The 24,774-nt window shown below is 72.9% G+C and carries 15 protein-coding genes and 1 pseudogene; 9 read left to right on the top strand and 7 right to left on the bottom strand.

Annotated elements, in window-relative coordinates:
* Positions 1-2 precede the first annotated feature (2 nt).
* The gene (locus D6689_20330) at positions 3-2,183 is read right to left on the bottom strand and encodes a PEGA domain-containing protein (GenBank protein ID RMH38023.1); all 2,181 of its coding nucleotides are present in this window, start codon (positions 2,181-2,183) and stop codon (positions 3-5) included.
* 57 nt (positions 2,184-2,240) lie between these two features.
* On the bottom strand, positions 2,241-3,635 hold the full coding sequence (locus D6689_20335) for a hypothetical protein (protein RMH38024.1): 1,395 nt from the start codon (positions 3,633-3,635) through the stop codon (positions 2,241-2,243).
* A 69-nt stretch (positions 3,636-3,704) separates the two neighbouring features.
* Here D6689_20335 and D6689_20340 point away from each other — a divergent pair, with 69 nt between their 5' ends.
* Both D6689_20340 and D6689_20345 read left to right on the top strand, forming a co-directional pair.
* A complete protein-coding gene (locus tag D6689_20340; protein ID RMH38025.1) occupies positions 3,705-4,532 on the top strand; it encodes a hypothetical protein in 828 nt (275 codons plus the stop codon).
* Positions 4,505-6,172, top strand: coding sequence for a phospholipid carrier-dependent glycosyltransferase (locus D6689_20345; protein RMH38026.1), 1,668 nt, complete (start codon positions 4,505-4,507; stop codon positions 6,170-6,172). Before D6689_20340 ends, D6689_20345 begins: the two co-directional genes overlap by 28 nt.
* Positions 6,173-6,193: 21 nt before the next feature.
* Here D6689_20345 and D6689_20350 read toward each other — a convergent pair whose 3' ends face one another.
* The 4 genes from D6689_20350 to D6689_20365 are packed head-to-tail and all read right to left on the bottom strand — an operon-like array spanning position 6,194 to position 13,535.
* Positions 6,194-8,230 (bottom strand): hypothetical protein, encoded by a 2,037-nt coding sequence (locus D6689_20350; GenBank protein ID RMH38027.1) that lies wholly within the window; start codon positions 8,228-8,230, stop codon positions 6,194-6,196.
* A gap of 35 nt (positions 8,231-8,265) precedes the next feature.
* A complete protein-coding gene (locus D6689_20355) occupies positions 8,266-10,923 on the bottom strand; it encodes a hypothetical protein (GenBank protein ID RMH38028.1) in 2,658 nt (885 codons plus the stop codon).
* A 57-nt stretch (positions 10,924-10,980) separates the two neighbouring features.
* Positions 10,981-11,865, bottom strand: coding sequence for a hypothetical protein (locus D6689_20360; protein ID RMH38029.1), 885 nt, complete (start codon positions 11,863-11,865; stop codon positions 10,981-10,983).
* Positions 11,862-13,535 carry a response regulator gene (locus D6689_20365; protein ID RMH38030.1) on the bottom strand — a complete coding sequence of 558 codons (1,674 nt, stop codon included), beginning with the start codon at positions 13,533-13,535 and terminating at the stop codon, positions 11,862-11,864. Before D6689_20365 ends, D6689_20360 begins: the two co-directional genes overlap by 4 nt.
* On the opposite strand from D6689_20365, the pseudogene D6689_20370 reads away from it, so the two are divergent.
* From D6689_20370 to D6689_20390, 5 genes and pseudogenes are all read left to right on the top strand, one after another.
* Positions 13,309-14,562 (top strand): annotated as a pseudogene (locus D6689_20370) (HAMP domain-containing protein). The gene D6689_20365 and the pseudogene D6689_20370 sit on opposite strands and share 227 nt — an antisense overlap.
* Positions 14,563-14,796: 234 nt before the next feature.
* Positions 14,797-15,348 carry a hypothetical protein gene (locus D6689_20375; GenBank protein ID RMH38039.1) on the top strand — a complete coding sequence of 184 codons (552 nt, stop codon included), beginning with the start codon at positions 14,797-14,799 and terminating at the stop codon, positions 15,346-15,348.
* 3 nt (positions 15,349-15,351) lie between these two features.
* Entirely contained in the window at positions 15,352-16,065 is a 714-nt protein-coding gene (locus D6689_20380; GenBank protein RMH38031.1) for a hypothetical protein, read from the top strand.
* Positions 16,062-16,997: a hypothetical protein gene (locus D6689_20385; GenBank protein RMH38032.1), complete on the top strand. Its 936-nt coding sequence runs from the start codon at positions 16,062-16,064 to the stop codon at positions 16,995-16,997. The genes D6689_20380 and D6689_20385 overlap by 4 nt, the downstream gene beginning before the upstream one ends.
* On the top strand, positions 16,982-19,204 hold the full coding sequence (locus D6689_20390) for a hypothetical protein (protein RMH38033.1): 2,223 nt from the start codon (positions 16,982-16,984) through the stop codon (positions 19,202-19,204). Before D6689_20385 ends, D6689_20390 begins: the two co-directional genes overlap by 16 nt.
* Here the strand turns inward: D6689_20390 and D6689_20395 are convergent, their stop codons facing one another.
* Positions 19,205-20,920: an EAL domain-containing protein gene (locus D6689_20395; GenBank protein RMH38034.1), complete on the bottom strand. Its 1,716-nt coding sequence runs from the start codon at positions 20,918-20,920 to the stop codon at positions 19,205-19,207.
* A gap of 125 nt (positions 20,921-21,045) precedes the next feature.
* Here D6689_20395 and D6689_20400 point away from each other — a divergent pair, with 125 nt between their 5' ends.
* Together D6689_20400 and D6689_20405 are read left to right on the top strand one after the other, a co-directional pair.
* On the top strand, positions 21,046-22,650 hold the full coding sequence (locus D6689_20400; GenBank protein ID RMH38035.1) for a hypothetical protein: 1,605 nt from the start codon (positions 21,046-21,048) through the stop codon (positions 22,648-22,650).
* A gap of 14 nt (positions 22,651-22,664) precedes the next feature.
* Complete coding sequence (locus D6689_20405; protein RMH38036.1) at positions 22,665-24,656, top strand: phospholipid carrier-dependent glycosyltransferase; 1,992 nt, start codon at positions 22,665-22,667, stop codon at positions 24,654-24,656.
* Positions 24,657-24,774 lie beyond the last annotated feature (118 nt).

The following is a 24,774-nucleotide window of genomic DNA, read 5'->3' on the forward strand; positions in this document are numbered from 1 at the left end:
AATCAGGGAACGGTCACGGGTTGGTCGGCCGTGACCTGGACGGTCGCCTTGGCGCGCTCCGTGCCGTCGCCACACAATACCTCGACGGACCGCGTTCCGGGCAGCAGCGCCACCTTGTCGACCGATCGCCCGCGCCGCGTCTGGATGCGGCAGCCGTCGGCCGCCTGGACGATGCCGAAGTCGACGTGGCGGACGACATGGTCGCCCTGGACCCGGACGGGGATGTCCACCGACGCGTACGGGCGGGGCGACTCGATGCGGACCTTGTACTTGCCGTTGCGCACGGGGCAGTTGCGCAGCGGCAGCGGGACCCGGGTGCAGGCGCGAACGCCCAGAACCGTCGCGCGGCCGTCGATGTTCGCCGTGACGGTAATCGAGCCGCCCGCCGCGAGCTTTGCGTGGACCGGTTTGCGGCGCTCGCCCGGCGCCACCTCGACGCCGACGGTGGCCGGCATCCGCCCGGGCAGCCGAAGCGTGAACGTATACCGCTTGCCGGCTTGCACCAGCAGCTCGTCGACCGGCGTCGTGACGCCGGCGAGCAGCTCGCCGTTTTGCAACACCTGGGCCCCCGGCGGATCGCTCGTGATCGACACGGAGCCGAAATCGGGGGACATCGCAAGGCTCACCGCGACCACCGACGATCCTCCGGGCGGCGGTACGGTGACGCGACGTACGACCTCGCGGTAGCCGGTTTTGCGGAACGTGAGGTCGACCGTCTGTCCGGCCGGCAGGGACGTCACCGTCAACGGTGTCGTCCCCAGTTCCTCGGCCCCGTGCAGCACGGTCGCGCCGGGAGGATCCGACTCGATCGTCACGGTCGACGCCAGGGGTTCGAGCGACAGGGCGATCGCGACGACGTGGTCCGCCGACGGCTCGGCGATCGCCGTCGCCGGCGCATAGCCGTCCTTCGACGCCGTGACCTTGTACGCGCGGCCGACGTCCAGATCGTCGACGACCAGCGCGCCGCCGTCGGTCGTGCCGCGGACGCGGCCGTCGATCTCGACGCGCGCTCCGGCCGGCTCGGTGACGACGCGAATCGACGCCTTGGCGGGCGCCGCGAACCGCGGGTAGGCGACGAGGGCGATGAGCGCGAGCAACAGTGCGATGGCGCCGGCGAGCCCCCACACGACCGCGGGCGACGCGGGCGGCGGCCGGTCGCGACGGCGCTCGACCGGCGACCCGGTTGGCCCCGGGCCCGTGCCGACGAGCTGCGATCGGCCGCCGACGAGCCGCCCGGCCGCGTCGATCTTCTCGGGGAAGAAGCCGAACTCCTTGAGCATCACCTTGGGCGCCGTGAGGTCGAACGTGCAGATGACCTCCGTCGCCACGCCCGGCAGCGAGTTGAACACCAGCCGGGTGGATGCGTTCGCCATGATGTACAGCCCGAGCCCGGCGCCGCCCGCCTTGCGGTCGATCTGCTGGTCGGCGTACAGGCACTTGTGTAGATACTTGATGACGGTGCCGCGGTCGAGCGTGCCGAAGCTGTCGCGCACCGAGATGGCGAACGTCGTGCCGTCGCAGGCGTACTGGACGACGGCCTTTTGCTCCATCCGCAGTGAGATGCGCGTCTTGGTCGGCACGTCCGCGAACATCGGCTTGCCCGCGCGGTCGACCGGCGCGTCGTACAGCGCGTTCATCAGCAGCTCGTCGGCGACCTGCTCGATCGCTTCGCGGTACTTGCGCCGGACGCCCATCGACGCGGCGAACTCCGACAGCTCCGCGATGCAGATCGATTTTTCCTGGTAGTCGCCGACGAGGGCCGAGTAGACGCGCGTGCCCCAGGGCACGACTTTTTCGAGGCCGAACACGTCGCCGTGCAACGCACGGGTCACCATCGCCGCGACGCTGTGGACGTTCAGGTCGTCCTCGACCAGCACGCCCGCGAGCCGGTCGCTCGCCTGCAGCGCCGCGACGGCGAGCTTCAGGTCGCTGCGCGGCAGGACGACGAGGATCCACGCGTCCTTGCGCAGGCGGGCGGCGCACTCCTCGACCGCCGCGCGGACTGCGTCGACGTCGCCGTCCGCGATGTGCAGGACGACGAGCGCCGCCTGGATCTCGCCTTTGGCCAGATCGTCGAGCGACGCCGCCGTCTCGGCGGTGCAACCCGCCGCCATCAGACCGGACGCGATTCGCTTCGCGATCCCTTTGTCCGCGGACACGGCAATGGCCCGGCGCGCCAACATCTCGGTCGATCCTACCCTACCGCGCGCTAGCGCCCAAATGACAAGTTGGCAGACGGGCTACTTCTTTATGCGCTTGTGTAACGGTGCATGTGGAACGACTACGTCGTAGTGGTCGTAGTCGTAGTAGGTCGGCGACGGAAACGTGACCGCGCCGAACAGGTTGACCGCGATGCCGAACGCGACGAGCCCGCGGGCCGCGCGTCCGAGTGGGCGCATCCCGATCGCGAGCAGCAAGAACAACAGCGGCATGTAGTCGAGGCTGAACCGGTAGCCGAACTGAAGCCAGCCCGAGTTCATGTAAAGCAGGGTAGGCGCCGCGACCAGCGCGGTCGTGATCCACAACGGGCGGTGCAGCGGCCCGCGCTGCCGCGGCCACAATACGAGTACGAGTATCGGCGTCGTGAACCACAGCGCGAGGCCGTGGCCGTTGATGAACACGTAGGGCGGTTCGGACTGTACGTTCGGCAGCAGCGCCAGGGCGACGGCGAGGTTGCGACTGAGATAGGCGTAGTGGAACTTGCCGTAGGTCTCCATGTTCGCCTGTTGGCGCACGTCGAGATACGAGTGGCCGAACTCGAACGGGTCGGCGAAACGCGCGTAGTTGTGCGCCATGGCGGCGACCGCCAGGATCGCCACGGGCACCGCGAATCGCACGAGGGCGCGGGCGAGCGCGGCGCGGTCGCCGCGGTGGACGCGCCACGCCTCGCACGCGAACAGCGGGAACAAAAACGCCAGCGGGACGCGCGACAGGGCCGCGCAGCCGAGCAGCACCCCGGCCCACGCCGGCCTCCGCGCCTCGATCGCACACAGCAGGTAGCCGAGCGCCAGCGCGGTGCCGACGACGTGCGCCGTGTACCACACGCGGCCCTGCACCGCGCTGAAGTACAGCACCGTCCCGAACGCAAACGCGATCGACAGCCACACCGCGTCGCGATCGGTTCGCTCGCACAGGCCGGCGTCGCGTACCCGGCGGATGACGAGAAACAGCAGCGGCGCACACAGTGCGGCGACGATGAAGGTCGGCCACACGTCGTTGGCGATGCGGCCGTGGATCAGCACCTGCGGAATCATGAGCACCGCGGGAAACGGCGGGAACGACACGTAGTGCTCGGTGGACACCGCAAAGTGGCCGTACCGGTCCCTGGTGCCCTCGGGTCGGATCGCCGACACGGGGATCTCGTCGCCGTCGACCGTGTGGAACGCGCTTCGCGTCCGCAGGTAGCGGCCGCGGACGAGGCGGCCGTCCGCGAGCCGGACGGTGGCGACCTTGGCCCAATCGTCGCCCTTGGCGGGGGGCGGGTCGGCGATCGCGAGCCGGCCGTGCAGCCACGCGTCGGCCAGGTAGACGAAGTGCGGGTCGGACGACTGGCGCCGCAGCCGCCGGCCGGCGGTCGCTCCGAACACGACGAGGCTCACGCCGAACAGGATCAGCGGTATGCGCCAGCGCTGCATCGGGCGGCCGAGGGTAGCATTTCGCCGGGCGGTGGCGGCGGCCGGGCGACGTGTGCGAGGATGCCAGCCGTGCGGCGTTCGGTGATCGCCGTCGCTCCGGCGGCGCTGCTCGTGGCCATCAGCGGGTGGGAGATCGCGACGATCGCGCGCGCGGGGCGGGACACCGGGACGGACGCCGAGTGGCGCGCCGCCGCGGGTGCGGTTCGCCAGCGCTACCGGCGCGGCGACCTGATCGTGTTCGCCCCGCGCTGGACCGATCCGATCGGCCGCATGGTGCTAGGCGACCTGATCCCGGTCGAGACGGCCGCGCGCATGGATGCGGCGCGTTACGGCCGCATCTGGGAGCTGTCCGTCCGGGGTGCGCGCGCGCCGGAGGGCCGCGGGGCACGCGTCGCGTGGCACGCCGCGTTCGGCGCGGTCACGGTTCGGCTGCTCGAGCGCGAGCCGGTCGAGGTGGTGACCGACTTCGTCGACGCGTTTTCGCGCGCCGCCGTGGCCGGCGCATACGCGACGCGCAGTCGCGATCGCGACGTCGCGCCGGCGGTCGACATCGAGGAGGTCGGTTTCGAGCCGCACCGGTGCGTCCGCGTCGTGCCGCGGCCGGACCAGACCGTCCGCGTGACCTACTCACCGGTCGCGCTCGGCCGGTCGCTGGTCGGCTACGTCGGCCTCGCGGACGTGTTCACGCGCCGCGACCGGCGCGAGCCGGCCCGGCTGCAGGTGGAGGTCGACGGCCGGCCGGTGGCGGACGTGACCGTGGGCGTCGACGACGGCTGGGTGCGGTTCGAGGCGGACACCGAGCCGTCGCCGCGGGCGACGGTCACGTTCGCGGCGACCGCGCTCGGCGGACGCGCGACCGATCGCCTGGTGTGCTTCGCCGCGGAGGCGCGCCGGTGACCGAGCGGGGCGCGCGCCGCGTCGCGGCGGCGACGGTCGCGGCGGCCGCGCTGGTGTGGGTCGTGGCGGCCCAGCGTTCCCAGGGCGTCGCACGCGACGAGGTGGTCTACATGCGCGCGGGCTCGAACTACGCCGCCTGGTGGATCGATGCGGTTCGCGGCGTCCCCGGCGCGCGGACGGCGCGCCGCATCGAGGCGGTGTTCGGCGGGCGGCCCGGCGGTTCCGCCAACCCGGAGCACCCGCCCCTGATGAAGACCCTGTTCGGGTTCAGCGAGCGGCTGTTCCACGACCGGCTCGGCTGGATGTCGGAGCTGACGGCCTACCGGTTCCCGACGGCGGTGATGGCGGCTCTGCTCGTCGCGCTGATCGTGTCGTTCGCCGGACGGGTATGGGGTTGGACGACTGGCGCGGTGGCCGGGGCGCTCGCGCTGCTGATGCCGCGGACGTTGTTTCACGCCGGGCTGGCCGCGTTCGACCTGCCGGTGATGACCTTGTGGGTGGCCACGCTGTACTGCTACTGGCGGGCGCTGGCCGCCCGCCGGTGGTGCGTCGCGCTCGCGGTCGCGTTCGGTTGCGCGCTCGCCACGAAACACAACGCGCTGATGCTCCCCGCCGTGGTGGCCCCGCACTACGCGTACGTCGCGTGGCGGCGTCACCGGCACATCCGCGGCTTGTGGCGGCTGCGGCCGTCGATCTGGGGGGCGTTGGCGGTAGGCGGCCCGCTCGTGCTGTTCGCGTCGTGGCCGCACTTGTGGGTCGATCCGATCGGCCATGCCGCCGAGTGGATCGGCTTTCACCTGCGCCACGTCCACTACAACTACGAGTATCTCGGCCGCAACTGGAACGCGCCGCCGTTTCCGTGGCACGTGCCGTTGGTCACCACGGCGCTGGTCGTTCCGGTGGCGACCCTCGCGGCGGCGGTGATCGGCGCGGTCGCGCTGGCCGCCCGCGCGCGCGCCGGCAATGCGGCGGACGCCGACCGGGCGCCGGCGCTGCTGCTGTCGTTGTCGGCGGCGGTGGCGATCGGCCCGTTCGTGCTGCGCACGACGCCGATCTTCGGCGCGGAGAAGCACTGGATGCCCGCGTTCGCGACGCTCGCCGTGTTCGCGGCGGTCGGCGTGCGGGCGGCGGCGCTCGCGGCGGCGCGCGCCGCGTGGCCGGCGGCGACGCGGCGGCACGGCGCGGCCGTCGCGGCCGTCGCGATTGCGGTCGTCGCGGCCGCGGCGGTCGAGACGGTCGACGCGCATCCCTACGCGCTGTCGCACTACAACGCGCTCGCGGGGGGCGCCCCCGGCGGGGCAGACCTGGGCATGAACCGCCAGTTCTGGGGCTATGCGGCCCGCGGAGTGCTCTCCGTTCTGGCCGAGCGGGCCGCGGCGCGCAACCGCTGGCGCGTCTACACCCACGATGCGCAACCGGCGTGGCCGGTGTATGCGCGCGCCGGGCTGATTCCGCCGAAGCTGCGCGACTCCGGCCGCGAGCTGCCGGGCATTCGCGCGTCCGACTTCGCGCTCGTCATCCACGAGCTGCACTTCAATCGCCACGACTACATGGTGTGGAAGACCTACGGCACGGTGCAGCCCATCTACGTGCTGCGCACCGACGGCGTACCGATCGTGTCGGTCTACGAGCGGCCGTGATCGGGCGCGCGCGGCCGGCACTCACGGCTCGCCGTCGTGCTCCCAGAACTCATCCGCGTTCAGATGCCCCCACGGACCGCGCGCGCGGTCGACCAGCACGATTTTCGCGCGCCGACCGCGCAGGTGTGCGACGTTCCAACCGGCGACGGTCATGCGCTCGCTGTCGGCGCTGCTGGTCGCCTGGTCGACGAGCTTGCCGTCGACCCACAGCTCCGCGCGCAGCCGCGATGCGTCGCTCCCTCCGCTGATGCGAAACGTAATGCGCGCCCCGCGGATGGTGAACTCCGGAGACGTGAGCGTACCGACGGCCGCGTCGCCGCCGTGCATGCTGCTCACGTAGTAGCGGCCGAGATAGTTGCGTACGGTGCCTTTCTGGCCCGGCAGGCGCCTCGACGTCGGCCCGCGCCCCCACGCCGTTCCGGTCGCCGTCCAGCCACCGAAGGTGCCGTCTTCGAAGTTCCACAGCACCCGCGCTCCCGGCGGCGGCGCGACCGGTCGCGCCGGCACCCACACCGTGAGCGGCACGACGCGTGCGCCGGTGAACGTCCGCGGCCTCGCGTGTCGGGGCACGTCGTCGGCGGGGCGGTACCACCGCGTCCAGTCGGGGAAGTAACGGCGGTCGCGGTTGTCCCACACGATCGCCGCGAACCGCGTGTCGCGCAGCGCCCGTTCGAGGCCGGCGATCGGCCACGGTGGCGGGTTGCGCGGTGTCCGGCCTCGAGCCCACACGCATCGGGTGTTGGGCGGGGAGTGGTTGACGTGCGAGACGTCCATCACGCCCATTCGATGCACATACACTGGTTTGCCCGCCAAGTGCGCGTACCAGGGATGAAATGGGATGAGCACATCGCCGTCGATGGAACGCAGCCAGGCGATCAGCGCGTCGCCCGCCCGGCGATCCGCCTCGGTCGGTACGAACGCGGACGGCGACCAGCGCGCGGCGTATAGCTGACCGGCGAGCGCGAATCCGGCGGCGAGCGCGGCGGCGCACGCCCACCGGCGCGCGCCCGCGAGCGCCGACAGCGCACCGGCCATGGCGGGCAGCGCGGCCCCCGCCGCGGCGGCGCCGGCGATGAAAGCGGGTGCGTAGGCGTTCTTTTCCGCCCACTGGGTCGCGAAGCCGACGGCGCCGACCGCGCACGACACGGCGTACAGCCACGCCCATACCAACAGCGGCCCCGCCGACGGCGGCCGCTGGCGGCGCGCGATCCACGCGGCGGCCACCGCGGCGAGTCCGACCGCGATGACCGCGGTGGCGATCGGGAACGCCGCGAGGATTGCGCCGAACGAGTCGACGAAGCGCCGGTGGTTGCAATCGTGCGCCTGATGGACCTCGAACACGTAGGTCCAGAACCAGCCGCCGGTCGCGCGGTCGAGCAGCCACGTGCCGCCCAGGCCGATTGCGCCGGCGGTGGCGACGTAGGTCGGCAGCCGCCGCCACGCGGTCGCGGCCACGATGGCGCCGCCCGCGGCGACGTACAGCACGCCGGTCTGCTTGCAGAAGAACGACAGGGCGAGCAGGGCGGCGGCTCCGGCGACGCGCGCGTGCCCGCGCCAGCCGCTGCCCGCGGCCGACCACCGCCACAGGGCGATCGCCCCGCCGAGCGCCATCACCAGGAACAGCGAGTCGGCGCGGGCGATGTCGTACCACCCGTCGACCACGGGGTAGGCGGCGGCGATCAGGCCGCCGGCCGCGAGCGCGCCCGCGACCGCCGGCCACCGGTGGCGTCGCTCGCTGCCGCGCACGATCGACGTCGCGACAACCGCGAGCACGCCGGCGATCGACGCGATGGATACGGCGCGTGCGACGGCGTACGAGATGCCGACCGCGCCGGACAGCGCGGCGAGCACGCCGGGGTACAGCGGCGTGTACAGAAACGGGATGAAGTCGACCGACGGCCGCTGGTAGATGCCGGCGCCCGCGGCGATGCGGGCGGCGTGCGCCAGCGTGCCGCCCTCCATCCACTCCAGGTCGTACGGGTACAGCCATCGCCGCAGCATCGCGGACCACAGCACCGCCAGCTGCGCGGCGCCGGCGACCGCCACGACGGCCCACACCAGTCGTTGCCAGCGAGGCGTGGGTGCCGAGGTTGTCATTGTACGTGCAACACGCCGACCGCGGCGCGGCGGTCGCGGATTCGGATGCGCGGGTTGGCCGCGCCGAGTTCGGCGCGTTCGCCGCCGCGGAACACCCCGACCCACAGGACGTAGTCGCCGCGCGGCGCGTGGTCCGGCACGGTGACGGCGATCGTGTAGCGGATGTACTGGCCGGGGCGCCACCACGCAAACGGCCGCACCGGCGCGTGGTCGCCGAGGAACCGGCCGCCGCCGGGACGCTCGAAGTGGGCGAACACCTTCCACTTCGCGTCCGGTACGGCGGTGACCTGCCACGTATACGTGACGTCGATGGTCGCGCCGGGCCGCACCGGATCGGCCGGCAGGTCGACCGCCAACAGCCGCGCGAAGTCGCCGACGCGCACGTCGAGCGGGTCGGCAATATTCGGCGGGCCGGGCAGCAGGGCGTCGGCGGCCGCCGGCGGGATCTCCGACCAGTCGTACCAGGCTTCCAGCGTCGCGCGCGCGTCGCGGCATGGCCCCGGCGATGCGATCGCGTCGCGCGTCTCGCCCGGATCCTCGTCGATGCGGTACAGCTCCCATGCGTTTTGCGGGCTCACGTAATAGATGACGTGGCAGCGCTGGTTGGCGGCAGCGCGCTGCTCGTTGTGATTTTCGAACGACAGTTGCTGGAACACCCACCGATCCGCGTCGGGATCGGCCGCACCGGACAAGACGTCGACCAACGACCGTCCCTGCAAGTCGACCGACGGCTGGCCGCCCGCGAGGTTGACGAGGGTCGGCGCGATGTCGATGTGGCCGGCCGGCATACGGATGGTGCGCGGCGCCAGGCCCGGCACGCGGACGATCAGCGGCACGCGCGTCTGCGCGGCGTACAGGTGGTAGCCGTGCTTGTCGACGCCGTGTTCGCCGAAGCCTTCGCCGTGATCGCCGGTGACCACGACGATCGTCTTGTCGTACAGGCCGGTCGCTTTCAGTTCGTCGAGCAAGCGGCCGATGTGTGTATCGGTGTAGCGGATCTCGTGATCGTACAGGTCGATCGGCCGGTTTCCGAACGACGGCGTGCCGGGATGGCGCTCGTACGTGTAGTGCGGGTCGTAGTAGTGCACCCACAGGAAGAACTGGCGAAACCGATTGCGGTTGATGAACGCGATGGCCTTGTCGGTCTGTTCGCGCGACGACGACCCGGTCGTCTTCGCCGGGTCGCGGCCCGAATGAAGGCGCGCGTTCTCATTGTCGTACTCGGCGAAGCCCTGGTCCATCCGCCGCTTGCGGTCGAAGTAGCGGTAATTGAGGATCGCCCCGGTGTGGAAGCCGAGCGCGGCGAGGCGCTCGGCGATCGTCGTCGCGCGGGGCGACAGCGCCGGCCACCACACCGAGTAGTCGTAGTCGACGGCGAGGGGATAACGGCCGGTCAGGATCGCCGGAACCGAGTAGCGCGTCGACGGCGCGTGGGCCCATGCGTTGCGAAACAGCGCACCGTCCGCGGCGAGGGCGTCGAGCGCGGGCGTCGTGGGGCGCGGGTAGCCGTACGCGCCGACGTGGTCGGCGCGCAACGTGTCGATCGTGATGAGCACGATGTTCGGCCGATCGGGCAGGCCGGCCGGGCGCGGGGCAAACGCGAGGTCGTCAGGACTGCGGCGGATGGACGCGTCGCCGCCGACACAGTTTTGGTCGACGCTGTCGTCGGGGATCTCCGTGGCTCCCGGGTGGACGTGCGGGTCGCCGTCGTCGCAGTCGCCGCCGCCGAGAATGCGGCTGTATCCGTCGCGATCCCAGTCGCCGAGGCGGCGCAGCGCGCGGATGCACGGCCCGCCGAGGCCGGTGTAGCGGTCCACCGCCTTGCGCGGGCCGTCGGCGTCGCCCGCCGCCGCGGCGACCACGCCCAACACCGCGACGGCCACCGGCGACGCGGCGAGCCATCGCACCGGCAGCCGAGCGACGATGCGCGCGGCGGCGCGCCCGGCCGGCCAGCCGAGCAGCGCCGTGCCGGCGACGGCGACGACCGGTCGCAGATGCAACAGTTTGACCGTATCCCACGCGGCGTAGGCCGCGACCGCGGCGGCCGTCGCGGTCAGCGCGATGGCCGCGATCGCGGGCGCGGCCGGAGCCGACAGGGCCCGCGCGACGCGCTCGGCGCGCGCGAGCCGGCGCAGCGCCGCCTCGACCGCGCCGGCGACCGCGAGCGCGACGAGGACGGCCACGACCAGCGCGGCGACCGCGGCGGCCATCGCGACGGCGACGATCAGGCCGCGGTGTTGTCGCAGCGCGAGCGCCCGCGCCGTTGCGACATACGTGCCGCCGAGGCTGGCGGCCGCCGACGGGACCAGCGCGATCGCGGTCGCAAGCGGTGCGAGCGCCGCGCGCGGGTCCCGCTGTCGTCGCGCGCGGTGCGCCTCCGCGGCGCGGCGCCACAGCGTGCCGACGTAGCTTTTGCGCCACAGCGCCCAGCCGGCGGCCCCGAGTGCGGCGCCGACGACCGCGGCCGCCACCGCGTACAGCGCCGCGGCCAGGGCGACCGCCCGCGCGCGGTCGGCCCACGCCGGCACGAACTGCGCGAGTGCGGCGCCGCTCCACAGGGCGTCGATCGCGCCCGCGCCCGCTCCCGCGATGGCGCCCGCGACCAGGCCCCCGGCGGTCGCGCGCGCTGCCGCGTGTCGGGTCGTGCCGGCCATGTGGCTCGTAGCGTACCGAAAACTGAGGGCTCGGGCAGTCGGCCGGCCGCCGGTCGATCACGTGTCGGCGGGCGCGCGCGCCAGCGCGGCCGCCAGGTCGCCGAGCGTCTCGTTCGGCGCACCGATCAGCTCGGCCGGGCGCACGTCCTCGAGCCCCCACTTGCACACGCGGCCGCGCGTCACCGCGAACCCTCCGCCGTCGATGCGGCCGACGATTCCGTAGCCGCCTGCCAGCTCGGCCACCTCGTGTGCCACGACGTCCTCGGGCGCGCCGCTGATGTCCAGTTCCACGATGCCGCGCTCGCAACTGAGCGCGAGCCGGTAGCCGAGGACGCGGCGCTCGACCAGCAGCACGTTACCGAGCGGGCTTTCGTAGATCGGCTCCCACGCATCGAGCGCGCCGCGTTGGGCGAGGTTCTTCCACGACAGGTAGTACAGGTACGGTTCGTCGATGCGCCGGGCCATCAAGCCGACGTGACTGACCGTGGCGTCGACGAAACCGCGCAGGTGCAGGGCGGTGACCGCCGAGCGATCGTCCGGGCACCACCACGCGCCCGGCTGATGGGGCGTGCAGCCGAGAAACAGGCTCTTGGCGCTCGACCCCCATAGCCACTCGGACACGGACATGGCGACCTCCTGGGCGCTGCCGGCGTCCGCGAGCCGCCGGTCGCCGGTCCACAGCAGCGTGTTGCCCGGAAGCCGGTGGATGGAGTCGAAGTGAAAGTAGCGCCCCTCCCACGGTGGCTTCAGAGTGAGTTTGGCCCCGACCTTCATCTGGGTGACCGCGTCGAGGTCGTCGGGCACCGCGATGTGGGTCTCGCCTCGGGGGTCGAGCGCAATGAACAGAATCCCGCGCGGCGTGAGGCCGCGTTTGCGCAGGTCTTCGAGCCCGAGGAACACGGCGGCGGGGTTGTGAAAGCGATAGACGCGGGCCGGGATCACGAGTCGAGCACCTCGCGGAGAACGCCGAGCAGACGCTCTTCGGTAAACGGTTTGGCGATGAATGCGATGTCCCGGTCGCCGATGCGACCGGGCACGGTGGCCGTTGCATACCCGCTCATGAGCACCGCGTGCAACCCCGGCCGCCGCGCGATCGCGCGTTCGATCACGTCGATCCCGGATGCATCCGGCAGCATCAGGTCCGACAATACGAGCTGAATGTCGCCGGCGTCGCGGTCGAGGGCCGACAGCGCATCCTCTGCGCTGCCCACGGCGATCGCGCGGTAGCCGGCGCGGTCGAGCACGTGGGCGATGACCGCGCGCACGCGCGCGTCGTCCTCGACCAGCAAGACGGTCTCGCCGGCACCTTGCAGGCGGACGGCCGGGATCGTGCGGCTGCGGCGCTCCGGTTCTTCCGTGGCCGGCAGGTAGATCGAAAACTGCGTGCCGCGTCCGATCTCGGATGCGACCTGGATCGCGCCGCCGGCCTGATCGACGATGGCGCGCACCGTCGCGAGTCCGAGGCCGGTGCCCTTGCCCTCGGGTTTCGTGGTGAAAAACGGCTCGAACGCCTGCGCCACGACCTCGGGCGCCATGCCGACGCCGGTGTCCTCCACGGACAGGCGCACGCACCGCGAGGGTTCGATTCCGAGCGAGCGCGCGTCGTCGGGCGACAGGGGGGCGTTGGCCGCGGTCACGCGGATCTCCCCGCCGTCCGGCAGCGCGTCGCGCGCGTTGACGACGAGGTTGACGACGAGTTGTTCGAGCTGCCCGCGGTCCATCTTGACAGGCCACAGGTCGTCGGCGGCCGACACGGACAGCACGACGTTGTCCGGTAGGGTGCGGGCGAGCAGTCGCTGGACCGCCGCGAGGACGTCTCCAACCGACAGCACCTCGGGGGCCACTACCTGCTTGCGGCTGAACGCCAACAGCTGGCGGGTGAGCGCGGCCGCGCTGCGGCCGGCGTCGACCACGTTGGCGAGGTACGCGCGCAGGTCCGCCGGCGCATCGACGTCCTCGGCTACCTGCGCGGCGAGTTGCGCGTAGTTGAGAATGACGACCAGCAAGTTGTTGAAGTCGTGAGCGATGCCGCCGGCCAGCCGGCCGACCGCCTCCATCTTTTGCGCCTGCACGAGCTGGCGCTGGGTCTCGTCCAGCTCCTGGGACAGCGCGGTCGTCGCCGCGCGCAGGCGCCGCTTGTCAGCCGCGTTGCGCAGCTTGACCCGCAGGTCGTTGACGTCGTCGAACGGCTTGAGCACGTAGTCGTAGGCGCCGACGTGCAGCGCTTCGATCGCCGAGTCGAGCGAGGCGTAGCCCGTCATCAGGATCGTCTCGCAGTCGGGTTGGTCCGCCTTGATCGCCCGCATGACGTCGAGGCCGGAGCCGTCCGGCAGGTTCTTGTCGACCAGAGCGACGTCGATCGGTGCGTACGCGCGCGCGCAGGAGATGGCGGTGGCGACCGTGTCCGCGAGGACGACTTCGCACCCGTCTTGCGCGAGCACGGTCTCGAGCAACATCTGGACGACCTTCTCGTCGTCGACGACGAGCACGCGGACGGGATCGGCCGTCGGTTGCAACGGGGTCGTCATGGTCGTGCGCCAACCGGTACGACAGCGTACCATAGGGTCACGGAGAGCCTGCCGTTTGGGGGTGCGCCCAAAACTCGTCGTCATCGTCCTGTTCGTCGCGCTCGTGCCATTGGCCGTGTCCGCGTTCACGGCGCTGCGCGTCCATCGCGCGGCGTTCGACCGCGAGGTGGCGGCGCGCCAGCGGGATGCGGCGCGCTACGGCGCGGCCCTCGCGAGCGCGGCCCTCGACGACGCGCGCCGCACGTTCGCGGCGGCGGCGCGCCCGATCCCGTGGGGCGAGCTGTCGGCAGACGAACTCGCCGGAGCGGTGTCCCTCGTGTACCAGCAACGTGACGACGTGGTCGTGGCTCAACTGCTCGACGAGGCTGGCGACGGCGTGGGGCCGGCCGCATACGTGGACGCGCGAGCAGCGGCCGGCGGGGCGCACGCCGCGCACCCCGCGGCGACCGGTGCATTGCTCGAGCGCGTCGCGGCCGCCATCCCGGTCGGCGCGCGCCAGCGCGACGAGGTGGCCGTCGGCGCTCCGTTTGCCGGGCCGCACGGGCGCACGTACGTCGCGTTGGCCGTGCCGGTCGCCGGGCCGGCGGGCCGGCCGTGGACGCTCGCGGTGGCGATCGACCTGGCGCCGCTTTGTGCTGCGCTGCAGGGCGCGCCGTCGGACGGCCTGCAGATGGTGCTGGCCGACCGCGACGGCCGCGCGGTGTGCCACGCGCCCGGCGCGCCGCCGCTGGCGCCCGTGGCCGACGTGGTGCGGCGTGCCGCCGGCGGGCAGTTGGTTTCGTTCGACGGTCCGACCGGCGAGCGGCTGGTCGCCGCGGTTGCCCCCGCGGCGTTGGGCTGGTCGGTGATCGCGCAGCAGCCCGCCGCGCGCGTGAGCGCGCCCGCGCGCACGATGCGCGCGCGCACCTGGTACTGGCTCGCCGTCAGCGCCGTCGTGGCGGTGGTCGCGGGGCTGGTGCTCGCGCAGGGGATCGTCGGCCCGGTGCGCGCGCTGCGCGCGGGCGCGGGCGCGCTGGCGAGCGGCGATCTGTCGCACCGCATCGCCGTGACCGGGCGCGACGAGTTGGCCGAACTGGCCCGGGCGTTCAACGACATGGCCGCGCAGATCCAGGCGCGCGACGACGAGATTCGCCGGTGGAACCGCGAGCTGCAGCAGCGCGTCGACGAGCGCACGCGCGAGCTGCGCGAAGCGCAACGGCAACTGTTGCAGTCGCAGAAGATTGCGGCGGTGTCGTCGTTGGCGGCCGGCATCGCTCACGAGATCAACAACCCGCTCACCGGCGTGCTCGGGCTCACGCAGGTGCTCCGGGCCCAGGCGCCAGAGGCGCAGCGCCCCACGTTCGACATGATCGAGCGCGAGGCCCGTCGCATCCGCGACATCGTGCAGACGCTCCAGGGCTTTTCGCAGGAGTTCGCAGGCGAAGGTATGGCGGCCGTCGACGTGCGGGGCGTGGTCGACGCGGCGGTGGAGATGGTGGCGGCCCGGGTCGACCGCGGCGAGATCGAACTCGTGTGCGACCATGCCGCGGATCTGCCGCCGATCCGCGGCAACGCGGGGCAGCTGCGCCAGGCGGTCCTGCACGTCCTCACGAACGCGATCGCTGCGACCCCGCCGGGCGGTCGCGTGACCGCGTCGACGCGATCGGTGGAGGGCGGCGCGGTGAGGGTCGCCGTGTCCGACACCGGCGCCGGGATCGCTCCAGAGATTCTTGATAGAATCTTCGAGCCCTTCTTCACCACCAAGCAGGAGTGGGAGGGGCGGGGGCTCGGTTTGACGGTCGTCTACCGCATCGTCGAGGAACACGGCGGCTCGATTCACGTCGACAGCGAGGTCGGGCGAGGTACCACCGTGGCGATCGTGCTGCCCGCCGCGCGTGGCGGCGCTCATCTGGTGTAGCGAGTGGCGGACGACGACAACGATCGCGCGCAGGTCAACCGGCTCGCCGCCATGGGCGAACTGGCGGCCGGCATCGTCCACGAGGTGCGCAACCTGCTGACGTCGGTCCGAGGGTTCGCTCAGGTCGGCCGCCGCGAGGCGGACATCGACCGGGCTCACGAGCTGTTCGCGGCGATCGACCGCGAGTCCGCTCGCTGCGTCGATACGCTGCAGAGCTTTTTGCGGTTCGCGCGCAAGCGCGCCGTGGCGCGGTCGCGCGTCGACCTCAACGACCTGGTCGACGCGGCGGCGGGCCTGGTTCGCCACCAGTTGTCGGCGCACGATGTTCGCCTCACGATCGAACGGGCGGACCGGCCGCTGTTCGTCTGTGCGTCGGCGGACGCCATCGTCGAGGTGATCGTGAACCTCGCGCTCAATGCGCAGCAGGCGATGCCGCACGGCGGCGAGGTGTCGGTTCGGACGTGCGCCCGCGGCGGCGGCCGCGTCGCCGCGATCGTGGAGGACGACGGCCCCGGCGTGCCGCCGGAGCTCGCCGATCGCGTGTTCGAGCCGTTCTTTACGACCAAACCCGAGGGCCAGGGCACCGGGCTGGGCCTCGCGATCGGCGCGGCGGTGGCGGCGGACCACGGCGGCAGCTTGCGGCTCGAGTCGACCGCGCGCGGGGCGCGGTTCGTGCTGGAGTTGCCGGCGGCGCCGGAGGAGGCCGGCGTGGCGTGAGCAGGCGGCTGGCGGCGGCGTGTGCGCTCGCGGCGGCGGTGGTCGCGCTCGCGGTGGCGGTGTCGCGCACCCTGTTCGAGGACGCGCCGGTCGTCCCCGCGGACGCCGCGCCCGCACGGGCCGCCGCCGCACCGCCGAGGCCGCCGGACGCCGCACCGGCCGGCGGCGTCGCGTGGGTCGTCGACGTCACCGGTGTCGTCGAACGCGCGACGTCGGGCGGCCGATGGACGCCGGTCGCTGCCGGCGACACCCTGTCGGTCGACGACGTGTTGCGCACCGGAACCCTGGGGCGCGTCACGATCGCCGTCGGCGACGCCGAGGTTCGACTCGACCCGGACACGGTGTTCGCCGTGAGCGCGCTTACCGACGCGGTCACGCGGGTCCAACTCGGCGAGGGTCGCATCGCGGCCACCGTGCGCGACGGCGGCCGCCGCTTCGGCGTCGCCGTGCGCGGCAGCGACGCCGTCGCCGAGACGGCGGCGGGCGCGTTTTCCGTGCTGTCGGCCGGGCACGGGGATGCGACGGTCGCGGCGACGCGGGGCGAGGTGACGCTGTCGGCCAACCGGCGGACCGTCACCGTTCGCGCCGGCCAGCAGTCGGTCGTCGCGCCGGGATCGGCCCCGACCGCGCCGGCGCCGATTCCGCCGTCGCTGTTTTTGAAGGTCAAGGCCCCGGGGCGCGTCGCGCGCTCCCGCGAGGTCACGCTGCGCGGTCGGACCGCGCCCGGAGCCGTCATTCGCATCAACGGCGAGCGCGTGGCCGTCGATCCGTCCGGCGCCTTCGAGCACTCGGTGGCCCTGCGAGAGGGGAGAAACCGCGTCGACGTCGAGACGCGCGACGCCACCGGCCGTGCGCGCACATCGCAGGTCGACGTCGAGGTCGACACGACCGGTCCGGCGGTGGGAGGGGACGTGGTATGGGGCGCGCCGTAGCGGCGACCGCCGCGGTCGCGGTGGCGCTCGCCGCGCCGTCCGCGGGTGCGGATGCAGGCCGCTCGCGGGCCCCCGCGCTGGCGATCGACGCGCCGGCGGTCGCGATCGGAGACGGCAGCCGCGAGCTGGAGGTCGTCGTGCGCGCGACGCCGCCGGCCGCGGCCGCGGCCGTCGCGCTCGTCGCCAGCGCCGGGACGGTGGGGCCGCGTCGCCCGGCGGGGGAGGGTGCCGTCGCGTTCGCGCTGCGCGTGCCGCGCGTCGCCGCCGAACTGCGCCTCGCGCTCACCGCGCGCGCGCGGTTCGGTCGCCGGTCGCTCGCGGCCACGGCGTCGATCGCCATCCAGCCGCCGCCGGCGGAGTCCGTCGGCCGGCGCAGCACCGCGGGGCCCTTCGACCTGCGCGTCCCCGAGCGCGTCCGGCTCGGCCGCGATCGCGCCGTCGATCTGTCGATCGCCGCGGCGGGCGGCGAGCCGCCGGACGTGCACGCGAGCACCGGCAGCGTGTCGGCGTGGCGCGCGGGAGCGGACGGCCGGCTGCACGCCACGTTCACGCCGCCGGACGCGCTCGCCCCGCAACTTGCGCTGATCGCGGTCGCGTCGGCCGACCGGTCTCGGGTCGACTGGGCGGCGATTCCGCTCGTCGGCATCGGCTCGGTGCGCTTGCGCAGCGAGCCGCGGGCGTCGGTCGTCGTGCGCGTCGGCGGCGTCGACTTCGGTCCGGTGCGGACCGACGGGCGCGGCCGCGCGACGCTCGCGATCGAAGCGCCGCCCGGCGTGACTGCCGCGCAGACCGTCGCGACGGACGCGGCAGGCAATACGCGGGCCGGCACGCTGCCGCTCCAGCCGCCGCCGTTCGCCCGCGCGCTCGTGCTGTGCCCCGCGCGCGGGCGGGACGTCGTGTGGGTCGTCGTCGACGGCGCCGGGGCTCCGGCCGCGCGGGCCGACATCCGTGCGACGGCGTCCGTCGGCACGCTGTCGCCGCCGCGGAACGAGGCGCCCGGGTTGTGGCGTGCGCAGCTGTCGCTGCCGTCCGGCGTCGCGCCCGGTGCGCGTGTCGCGATCCGCGGCCAACTCGCGGGCGATCCGCACTCTGCGTTCTCGTGCGACGCGCCGGTACCCGTCGCATCGCCTACCGCGATCCGAGTCGCCGCCCGCGCGCCGCGCTACGTCGCGGGATCGGGGCGCCAACTGGCGGTCGACGTGCGGCTCGACTATCCGACAGCGCTGCCGCCGGCCGACGTCGCCGTCGACGTCCGAGCCGAGGTGGGCGACGTCGAGGGAGTTCGCCAGGTCGCGCCCGGGCATTTCGTTGCGACCTGGCGGCTGCCCGATCGGTTCGCCGGCCGGCGGCGCGCGCGCGTCGTCGCCACGGCACCGGGGCTCGCTCCGGCCGAGGCGGTGGTCGACCTCGTGCCGGGCGCACCGGCGCACGTCGTCGCGCGCGTGACGCGACGCCGGCTGCGGGGCGACGGAGTCGCCGTCGCGCAGGTGGACGTGACGGTAACCGACGCCTACGGCAATCCGGTGGACGGGCCGCTGCCGGTGGCGACCGCACGCGGCGCCGTCGGGCCGTTCGTGAGACGGGCTCCGGGGCGGTTCGCCGCCCGTTACCGGGCACCGGTCGCGACGCGCGCGGCGGTGGACGCCGTGCACATCGCGGTGGGCGCCGCGGAGACCGAGGTGTCGATACAACTCCTCCCCGTCCGCCGCCGCTGGTCGATCGCCGCGGGTGCCGGTTACGTCGCCAACTTCGGCAAGGTCGCCGGACCGGCCGCGTGGCTCGGCGCGCGCGCGCGTCTGCCGGTGTGGCGGCGGCGCATTGCCGTCGGGGTGGCCGCCGCGGCGTACGCGAGCGACGACGTGCGCGCGGCGGCCGACGGCGGCGACGACGTGCGCACCCGCGTGACCGGACTGCCGGTGATGGTGCGGGCGATGGTCGAGGCCGGCGGCGGGCGCATGGCCGGTTACGGCGGCGTCGGCGCCGGCGCGCTGTGGACGCGCCGCGAGCTGGCGTCGGCGCGCGCCGGTACGGTCGTCCGCACCGGCGCGCACCTGGCAGCCTCGGCGTTCGCCGGCGGCGAGGTCGGAGTCGGTCCGGGCCGCGCGTTCGTCGAACTCGGCTACTGGCTCGCGCACGTCGACGACGGCGTCACGGCAGGCAACCCGGCGGGGTTGCGCGCCGTCGCCGGCTATCGGCTCGATCTGTGATCAATCGCCGATGATCGCCGACAGCGGTTGCGGGCGGGCAAACAGGTAGCCCTGTAGCAGCGGGCACCCGAGCGACACCAGCGCGTCGCGCTGCTCTTCGGTTTCGACGCCCTCGCCGATCACGGTCATGCGCTCGTCGGCGGCGAACTCGATGATGTGCTTGACCAAACGGCGCGCGCTGGTGTCGCGCTGCATGCTGTGGACGAGCTTCATGTCGAGCTTGACGAAGTCCGGCTGCAGGATCGCCAACGAGTTGAGTCCCGAGTACCCGGCGCCGAGGTCGTCGAGCGCCACGCGGTAGCCGATGCGCTTGAGCTGTTGGACGACCGCCTTGACGCGGTCGTAGTCGGTGATGCCGGCGACCTCGGTGATCTCGAACACGATCCGGTCGGTCCACGGCGCCAGGTACGGCTGCGGCTCGACGATCTCGGGATCGTTGACCTCGTGCGGGTGCAGGTTGATGAACAGCAGCGTGCCAGCCGGCAGGTTTTCGATCGCCGGAATGCTGCCTTCCCGCAGAGACCGGCCCAGCTCGCGCAGCCGGCCGGCCCGCTCGGCGGCGCGAATCAGCACCAGCGGGTTCTTGAACTGTTTGTCGCGCGGGCGGACGAGCGCTTCGAAGCCGAACACCTCGCCCGTCCCCGCGTACACGATCGGCTGATAGACGAAGTCGAAGTCGCACTTGACGATGGCGGCGTCGAGCGCTTCGAGCCGCCGTGCTTCGGTCGCCGACGTTCGCGTGCCGCCCGCCTTGTCCGGCAGCGACGCCTCGTAGGCGATCGCGCGATTGCGGCCGCTGCGTTTTGCGTTGTACAGGGCGACGTCGGCGCGCTCGATCAGCAGGAGCCGATCGGCGGCGTCGTCGGGCACCGATGCGATGCCGATCGACAGGGTCGGCCGCGGAAGGTCACGCGACGCGAAGTCGAACGCGGCGACGCGCTGCCGGAGCAGTTCCGCCCGCTCGAGCGCCGTCTTCTTGTCTGTGTCGGTGAGCACGACGGCAAACCGGTCGGCGCCGAACCGGGCGACGATGTCGTGCGGGCGCACGCGCAGGCCACCCTGCGATCCGATCCCGGCGAGGATTTCGGCGATCGCGACCAGCAGTTCGTCGCCGACCGCGTGGCCCAGCGCGTCGTTGATCTGGCGGAAGTTGTCTATGTCGATCAGCAGCAGCGACAGCTGGCCTTCGGTCGCCTCGGCGCGGCCGATCTCGCGCTCGAGCGCCTCCTGAAACAGCGCGTGATTGTACAGGCGGGTGAGCGGGTCGCGCACCGCCAGCTCTTCGAGCAGCCGGTTCTTCTCCTGCAACTCGGCGAGCAGGCGGCGGTTCTCCTGTTTGATCGCGTGCAGGCGGATGACCCGCTCCAGGCACGCATACACGCTGTCTACGTCCGAGAACGGCTTTTCCAGGTACTCCGCGACGCCGGCGCGGAGCGCGTCGATGGCCGACTGGAGGTTGCCGTACGCCGTGACGATGACCGTCTCACACGTCAGGTCCTGGTCGCGCACGTAGCGCGCGACGTCGAGCCCCGACGCGTCCGGCAAGTTCTTGTCGATGAGGGCGATGTCGAACGCGCCGACGCGCAACAGCTCCATCGCCCGCGCCGCGGTGTCGACCAGCTCGACCGAAAACCCCTGCGGTTCGAGGATCATCCGCAAAAACTCGCGCACCGAGGGCTCGTCGTCGACGACCAGGACCGACAGGCCCGTGCCCATGTACTCGCGTGGACCCCCCAACACGCGCCAGTGTAACGCACCGCGGGTGCGCGCGAAAAGGCCGCGCCCGGCCGCAGTGGCGGCTTCGTGCGCCCGTCACCGAAATCCGATAGAAACGCGGGGCAGTGCCATCGATCCGCGCCCGCCGTGTCCTCGTTCGCTACGCGCCGCTGGCGGTGTGCGCCGTGTTCCTCGTGTGGCACAGCCTGCAGTACGCGTTCATCACGGACGATGCGTACATTTCGTTCGTCTACGCCCGCAACCTGGCCGAGCACGGCCAGCCCGTGTTCAACCTCGGGCTCGATCCGGTCGAGGGCTACACCAACTTCTTGTGGGTCGTGCTGCTGGCGGCGCTGATGCGCGCCGGCGTGGCGCCCGAGATCGGTGCGCCGGTGTGCGCCGCGGCGTTCGCGATCGGCACGCTCGCTCTCACGTTCCGCTGGATGGAGCGGGTGCGCGACGATCGGGACGATCGGATGTGGTCGTACGTGCCGGCCGCGCTGCTCGCCGCGTCGGCCGGCTACGCGTGCTGGACGTCGGGCGGGCTCGAGACCCAGATGTTCACGTTCTTCACGGTCTGGGCGCTGGTCGTCTACGCCCGCGGCGACGATCGGCCGGGCGCGTTCCGGCAACTCGGCGTCGTCCTGGCGCTTGCCGCGCTCACCCGTCCCGAGGGCTTGTTGGTGGCGGCCGTACTCGCCGGCCACCGCGCCGCCGTTGCCGTCGCACGGCGCCGCCTGCGGCCGAGTCGCGACGAGCTGTGGTGCGTCGGCGCGTTTTTCGCGATCTGGGTGCCGTATTTCGCGTGGCGCTGGTGGTACTACGGCTACCCGCTGCCGAACACGGCGTACGTCAAGGCGGGCGACGCGCCGCCCGACTATCTGGCCAAACTTCGCGCCGCCGGCTGGCACTACGTGTGGGTGTGGGCGCGCCAGACCGGCATGGTCTACGCCGCGCCGGTCGCGCTCGCCGGGGCGGTGGCGGCTCGCCTCGGTTCTCGCGGGCTCGTCGCCGGGACCGCGGTGCTCGCGGTGGCGTGCGCCTACCTCGCGTACACGGTGCGCGTCGGTGGCGACTTCATGGGCCTGCACCGATTCATCATGCCGGTGTTCGCGTGCAGCGCCCTGCTGGTCGCGCGCGGGGCTGCCTGGTCGTCGCGGCTCGACCGGCGGGTCGGCTGGGCGGTCGCCGCCGCGCTCGTGGCCGGCTTTGCCGTCCAGCAGCAGGCGCTCACGCGCGAGTCGATGCGGTGGGGCAACTGGGCCAGCGACCGCGGCATCGACACGCCGGCGTTCCTGAAGGTGTACACCGCGGATCGCGCGCGCATCGGCCGCCACATGCGGCCGTGCATGCGCGAGGACGATTTTTCCATTTTCGGCGGCGCCGGCGCCAAGCCCTACTATGGCCGCATGCGCGGGGTGGACGTGTTCGGTCTGGTGTCGGAGGAGATCGCGCATCAGATCCCGCCGACGCGCCCGCGACCCGGCCACAACAAGTGGGCGCCCGATTCGTTTCTATACGACACGTACCAGCCGACGTTCGCGTTCCACTGCTATTCGATCCACACCCGGCCGGACAATCCGCGCTTCAACTGCAATCCGGCGTTCTGGCTGCGGCGCGGGTACGAGCGGGTGACGTTACACATTCCGGGGCTGCGCCAGCAGGGCGAGTACTACTCGTTCTTCAAGCGCGCCGATCGGGAGTTCACGTGCCCGGGGCGCGTGCCATGAGAGCGCCCGCGGCGGTGGCGTGCGCGATCGCCGCCACGGGCGCTCTCGTCGCCGCCCGCAACGCCGTGGTGCCCGATCCGCTCGAGCGGCTGCGCGAGGTCGAGCCGGGCGTCTACGAAGGCAGCTGGTTGTTTCCCCGCGGCGGCCCGTACGTCCTCGGCTTCGAGCGCGGTCGAGCGCTGTGGATCGATGGCGTGCGCCTGCCGGTGCGCCCGCATCCGCGCGATGCGGCGTTCTTGCACGCGTGGCGCGTGTACGAACCGGGCGTCTACCGCGTGCGGTTCGACGCGGGACCGAGCGGACGGTTGCTGTGGCACCCGCCGGGGCGGCGTGGCCCGCCGGAGTACGTGCCGCCGTCGTCGCTGTCGCCGGAGCCGCCCGCCGCGGCGCGGTTCGGTTCCGGCGCCGGCGCGTCGCTGCCCGACGGGCTGTTCGCGCTGGCGATCGCGGGAGTGTGGGCCGCGTTCGCGGCGTTCGTCCTGCGCGGCCGGCTGCGCGCGATCGATCGGCGCGTCGCGGCGGCGTTCGCGGCGGCGTTCGCGCTGGCGCTGGCGGTGCGGCTGTACGACCTCGGCGGCGCCGGCCAGACGTGGGACGAGGACGTGAACTGGTCGGCGGGCCGCAACTACGTCACCAACCTGCTGTCGCTGGACTTTTCGCAGGCGTCGTGGCGCTTCAACTACGAGCACCCGCCTGTGATGAAGTACATCGCCGGCATCGGCGCGCAGTTCGCGGACGGCTACGGGCCGGCCCGCGCGCTTTCTGCCGCGATGATGGCGCTCGCGTGCGCGCTGTTGGTGCCGATCGGACGTCGTCTGTGGTCGCTGCGCGTCGGCGTCGTCGCGGCCATGATCGCCGCGCTCACACCGCATCTGATCGCGCACGGCAAGGTCGTCGGCCACGAGGCGCCGTCGGTGCTGTGGTGGACGCTCGCCGTGTGGCTGTGCCTGTGGGCGCAGGACGGGCCGCCGCGTTCCGCGCGCGCGATGGCGCCGCGGTTCGCGGCGGTCGGCGTCGTACTCGGCGTCGCGGTGTGGTCGCGCTTCGCCAACGGGCTTTTGGCTCCGCTCGTCGGCGCGCTGTTGGTGTTGTGGGCGCCGCGCGGCCGCGCGCGGGCCACTGTCGGCGTGGGACTCGCGGTCATCCCGGCGGTTGCGATCGCGGTCGGCGTTGCGATCTGGCCGCGGCTGTGGGCGTCCCCGGTGGCGCACTTGCGGGAGGCGTGGGCCGTGTTGCGCCAGCTTCACGGGCCGGAGCCCTATCTCGGCGACGTGGTGGGCACGGCCGCGCACCCGGCGCCGTGGCACTACTTCTTCGTGTACTTCGCGGCGACCGCGCCCGTGGGCGTGCTCGCCGCGGCCGGCGCCGCCGCGCTGCGCTGGCGGGCGGCCCGCCCGCTCGCGACCGTGGCCGCGTGGATGCTCGCGCCGATGCTCGTGCTGGTGTCGCCGGTCAAGCAGGACGGCGTGCGCTACATCTTGCCGGCGTTGTCCGCGCTCGCGTTGGCCGCCGCCGTCGGGCTGGACGCGATCGCGGCTCGCGCGCGCAGGCGATGGGCGCTCCCGGCGCTGGGCGCGGCGATGGCGGCGTACCTCGCGGCGGCCGACGCGCGTATCCATCCGTACTACCTCGACTACTACAACGAGGTCGTCGGCGGTCCTCGCGGCGCGTTCGACGCCCGCGCGTTCGAGGTGGGCTGGTGGGGCGAGGGGATCGACCGGGCGATCGCATGCCTCAACGCGCGCGCCGCGCCGGGCGCGGTGGTCGACAAGCGGCGGCTGCAGCCCGGCCACGTCGCATGGATGCGCGCCGACCTGTGGCCCCGGCGCGTGCAGTCCGGCCCGTTCCCGCACCCGTCGGCGGACTGGGTTCTCGTCAACGGGTTGGCGCTGCATCCGTTTCATCCGCCGCCGTGGCTGGAGTTGACGTGCGAGGTGGACGCGGACGGCGCGCCGCTCGCGCGGGTGTACCGGCGTCGCGGCGGCGCGCCCGTCGCGCCGCGGTGACGCCGATCAGCGAGCGCGGCGTTCGGCCGGCCGGTGGCGGGCGGCGCGGCGCTTGGCGGCGGCGCGGCGCTTGGCGGCGGCGCGGCGCTTGGCGGCGGCGCGGCGCTTGGCGGCGGCG

The sequence above is a fragment of the Deltaproteobacteria bacterium genome (assembly GCA_003696105.1).
In the GTDB taxonomy this organism is placed as follows: Bacteria; Myxococcota_A; Polyangia; order Haliangiales; family J016; genus J016.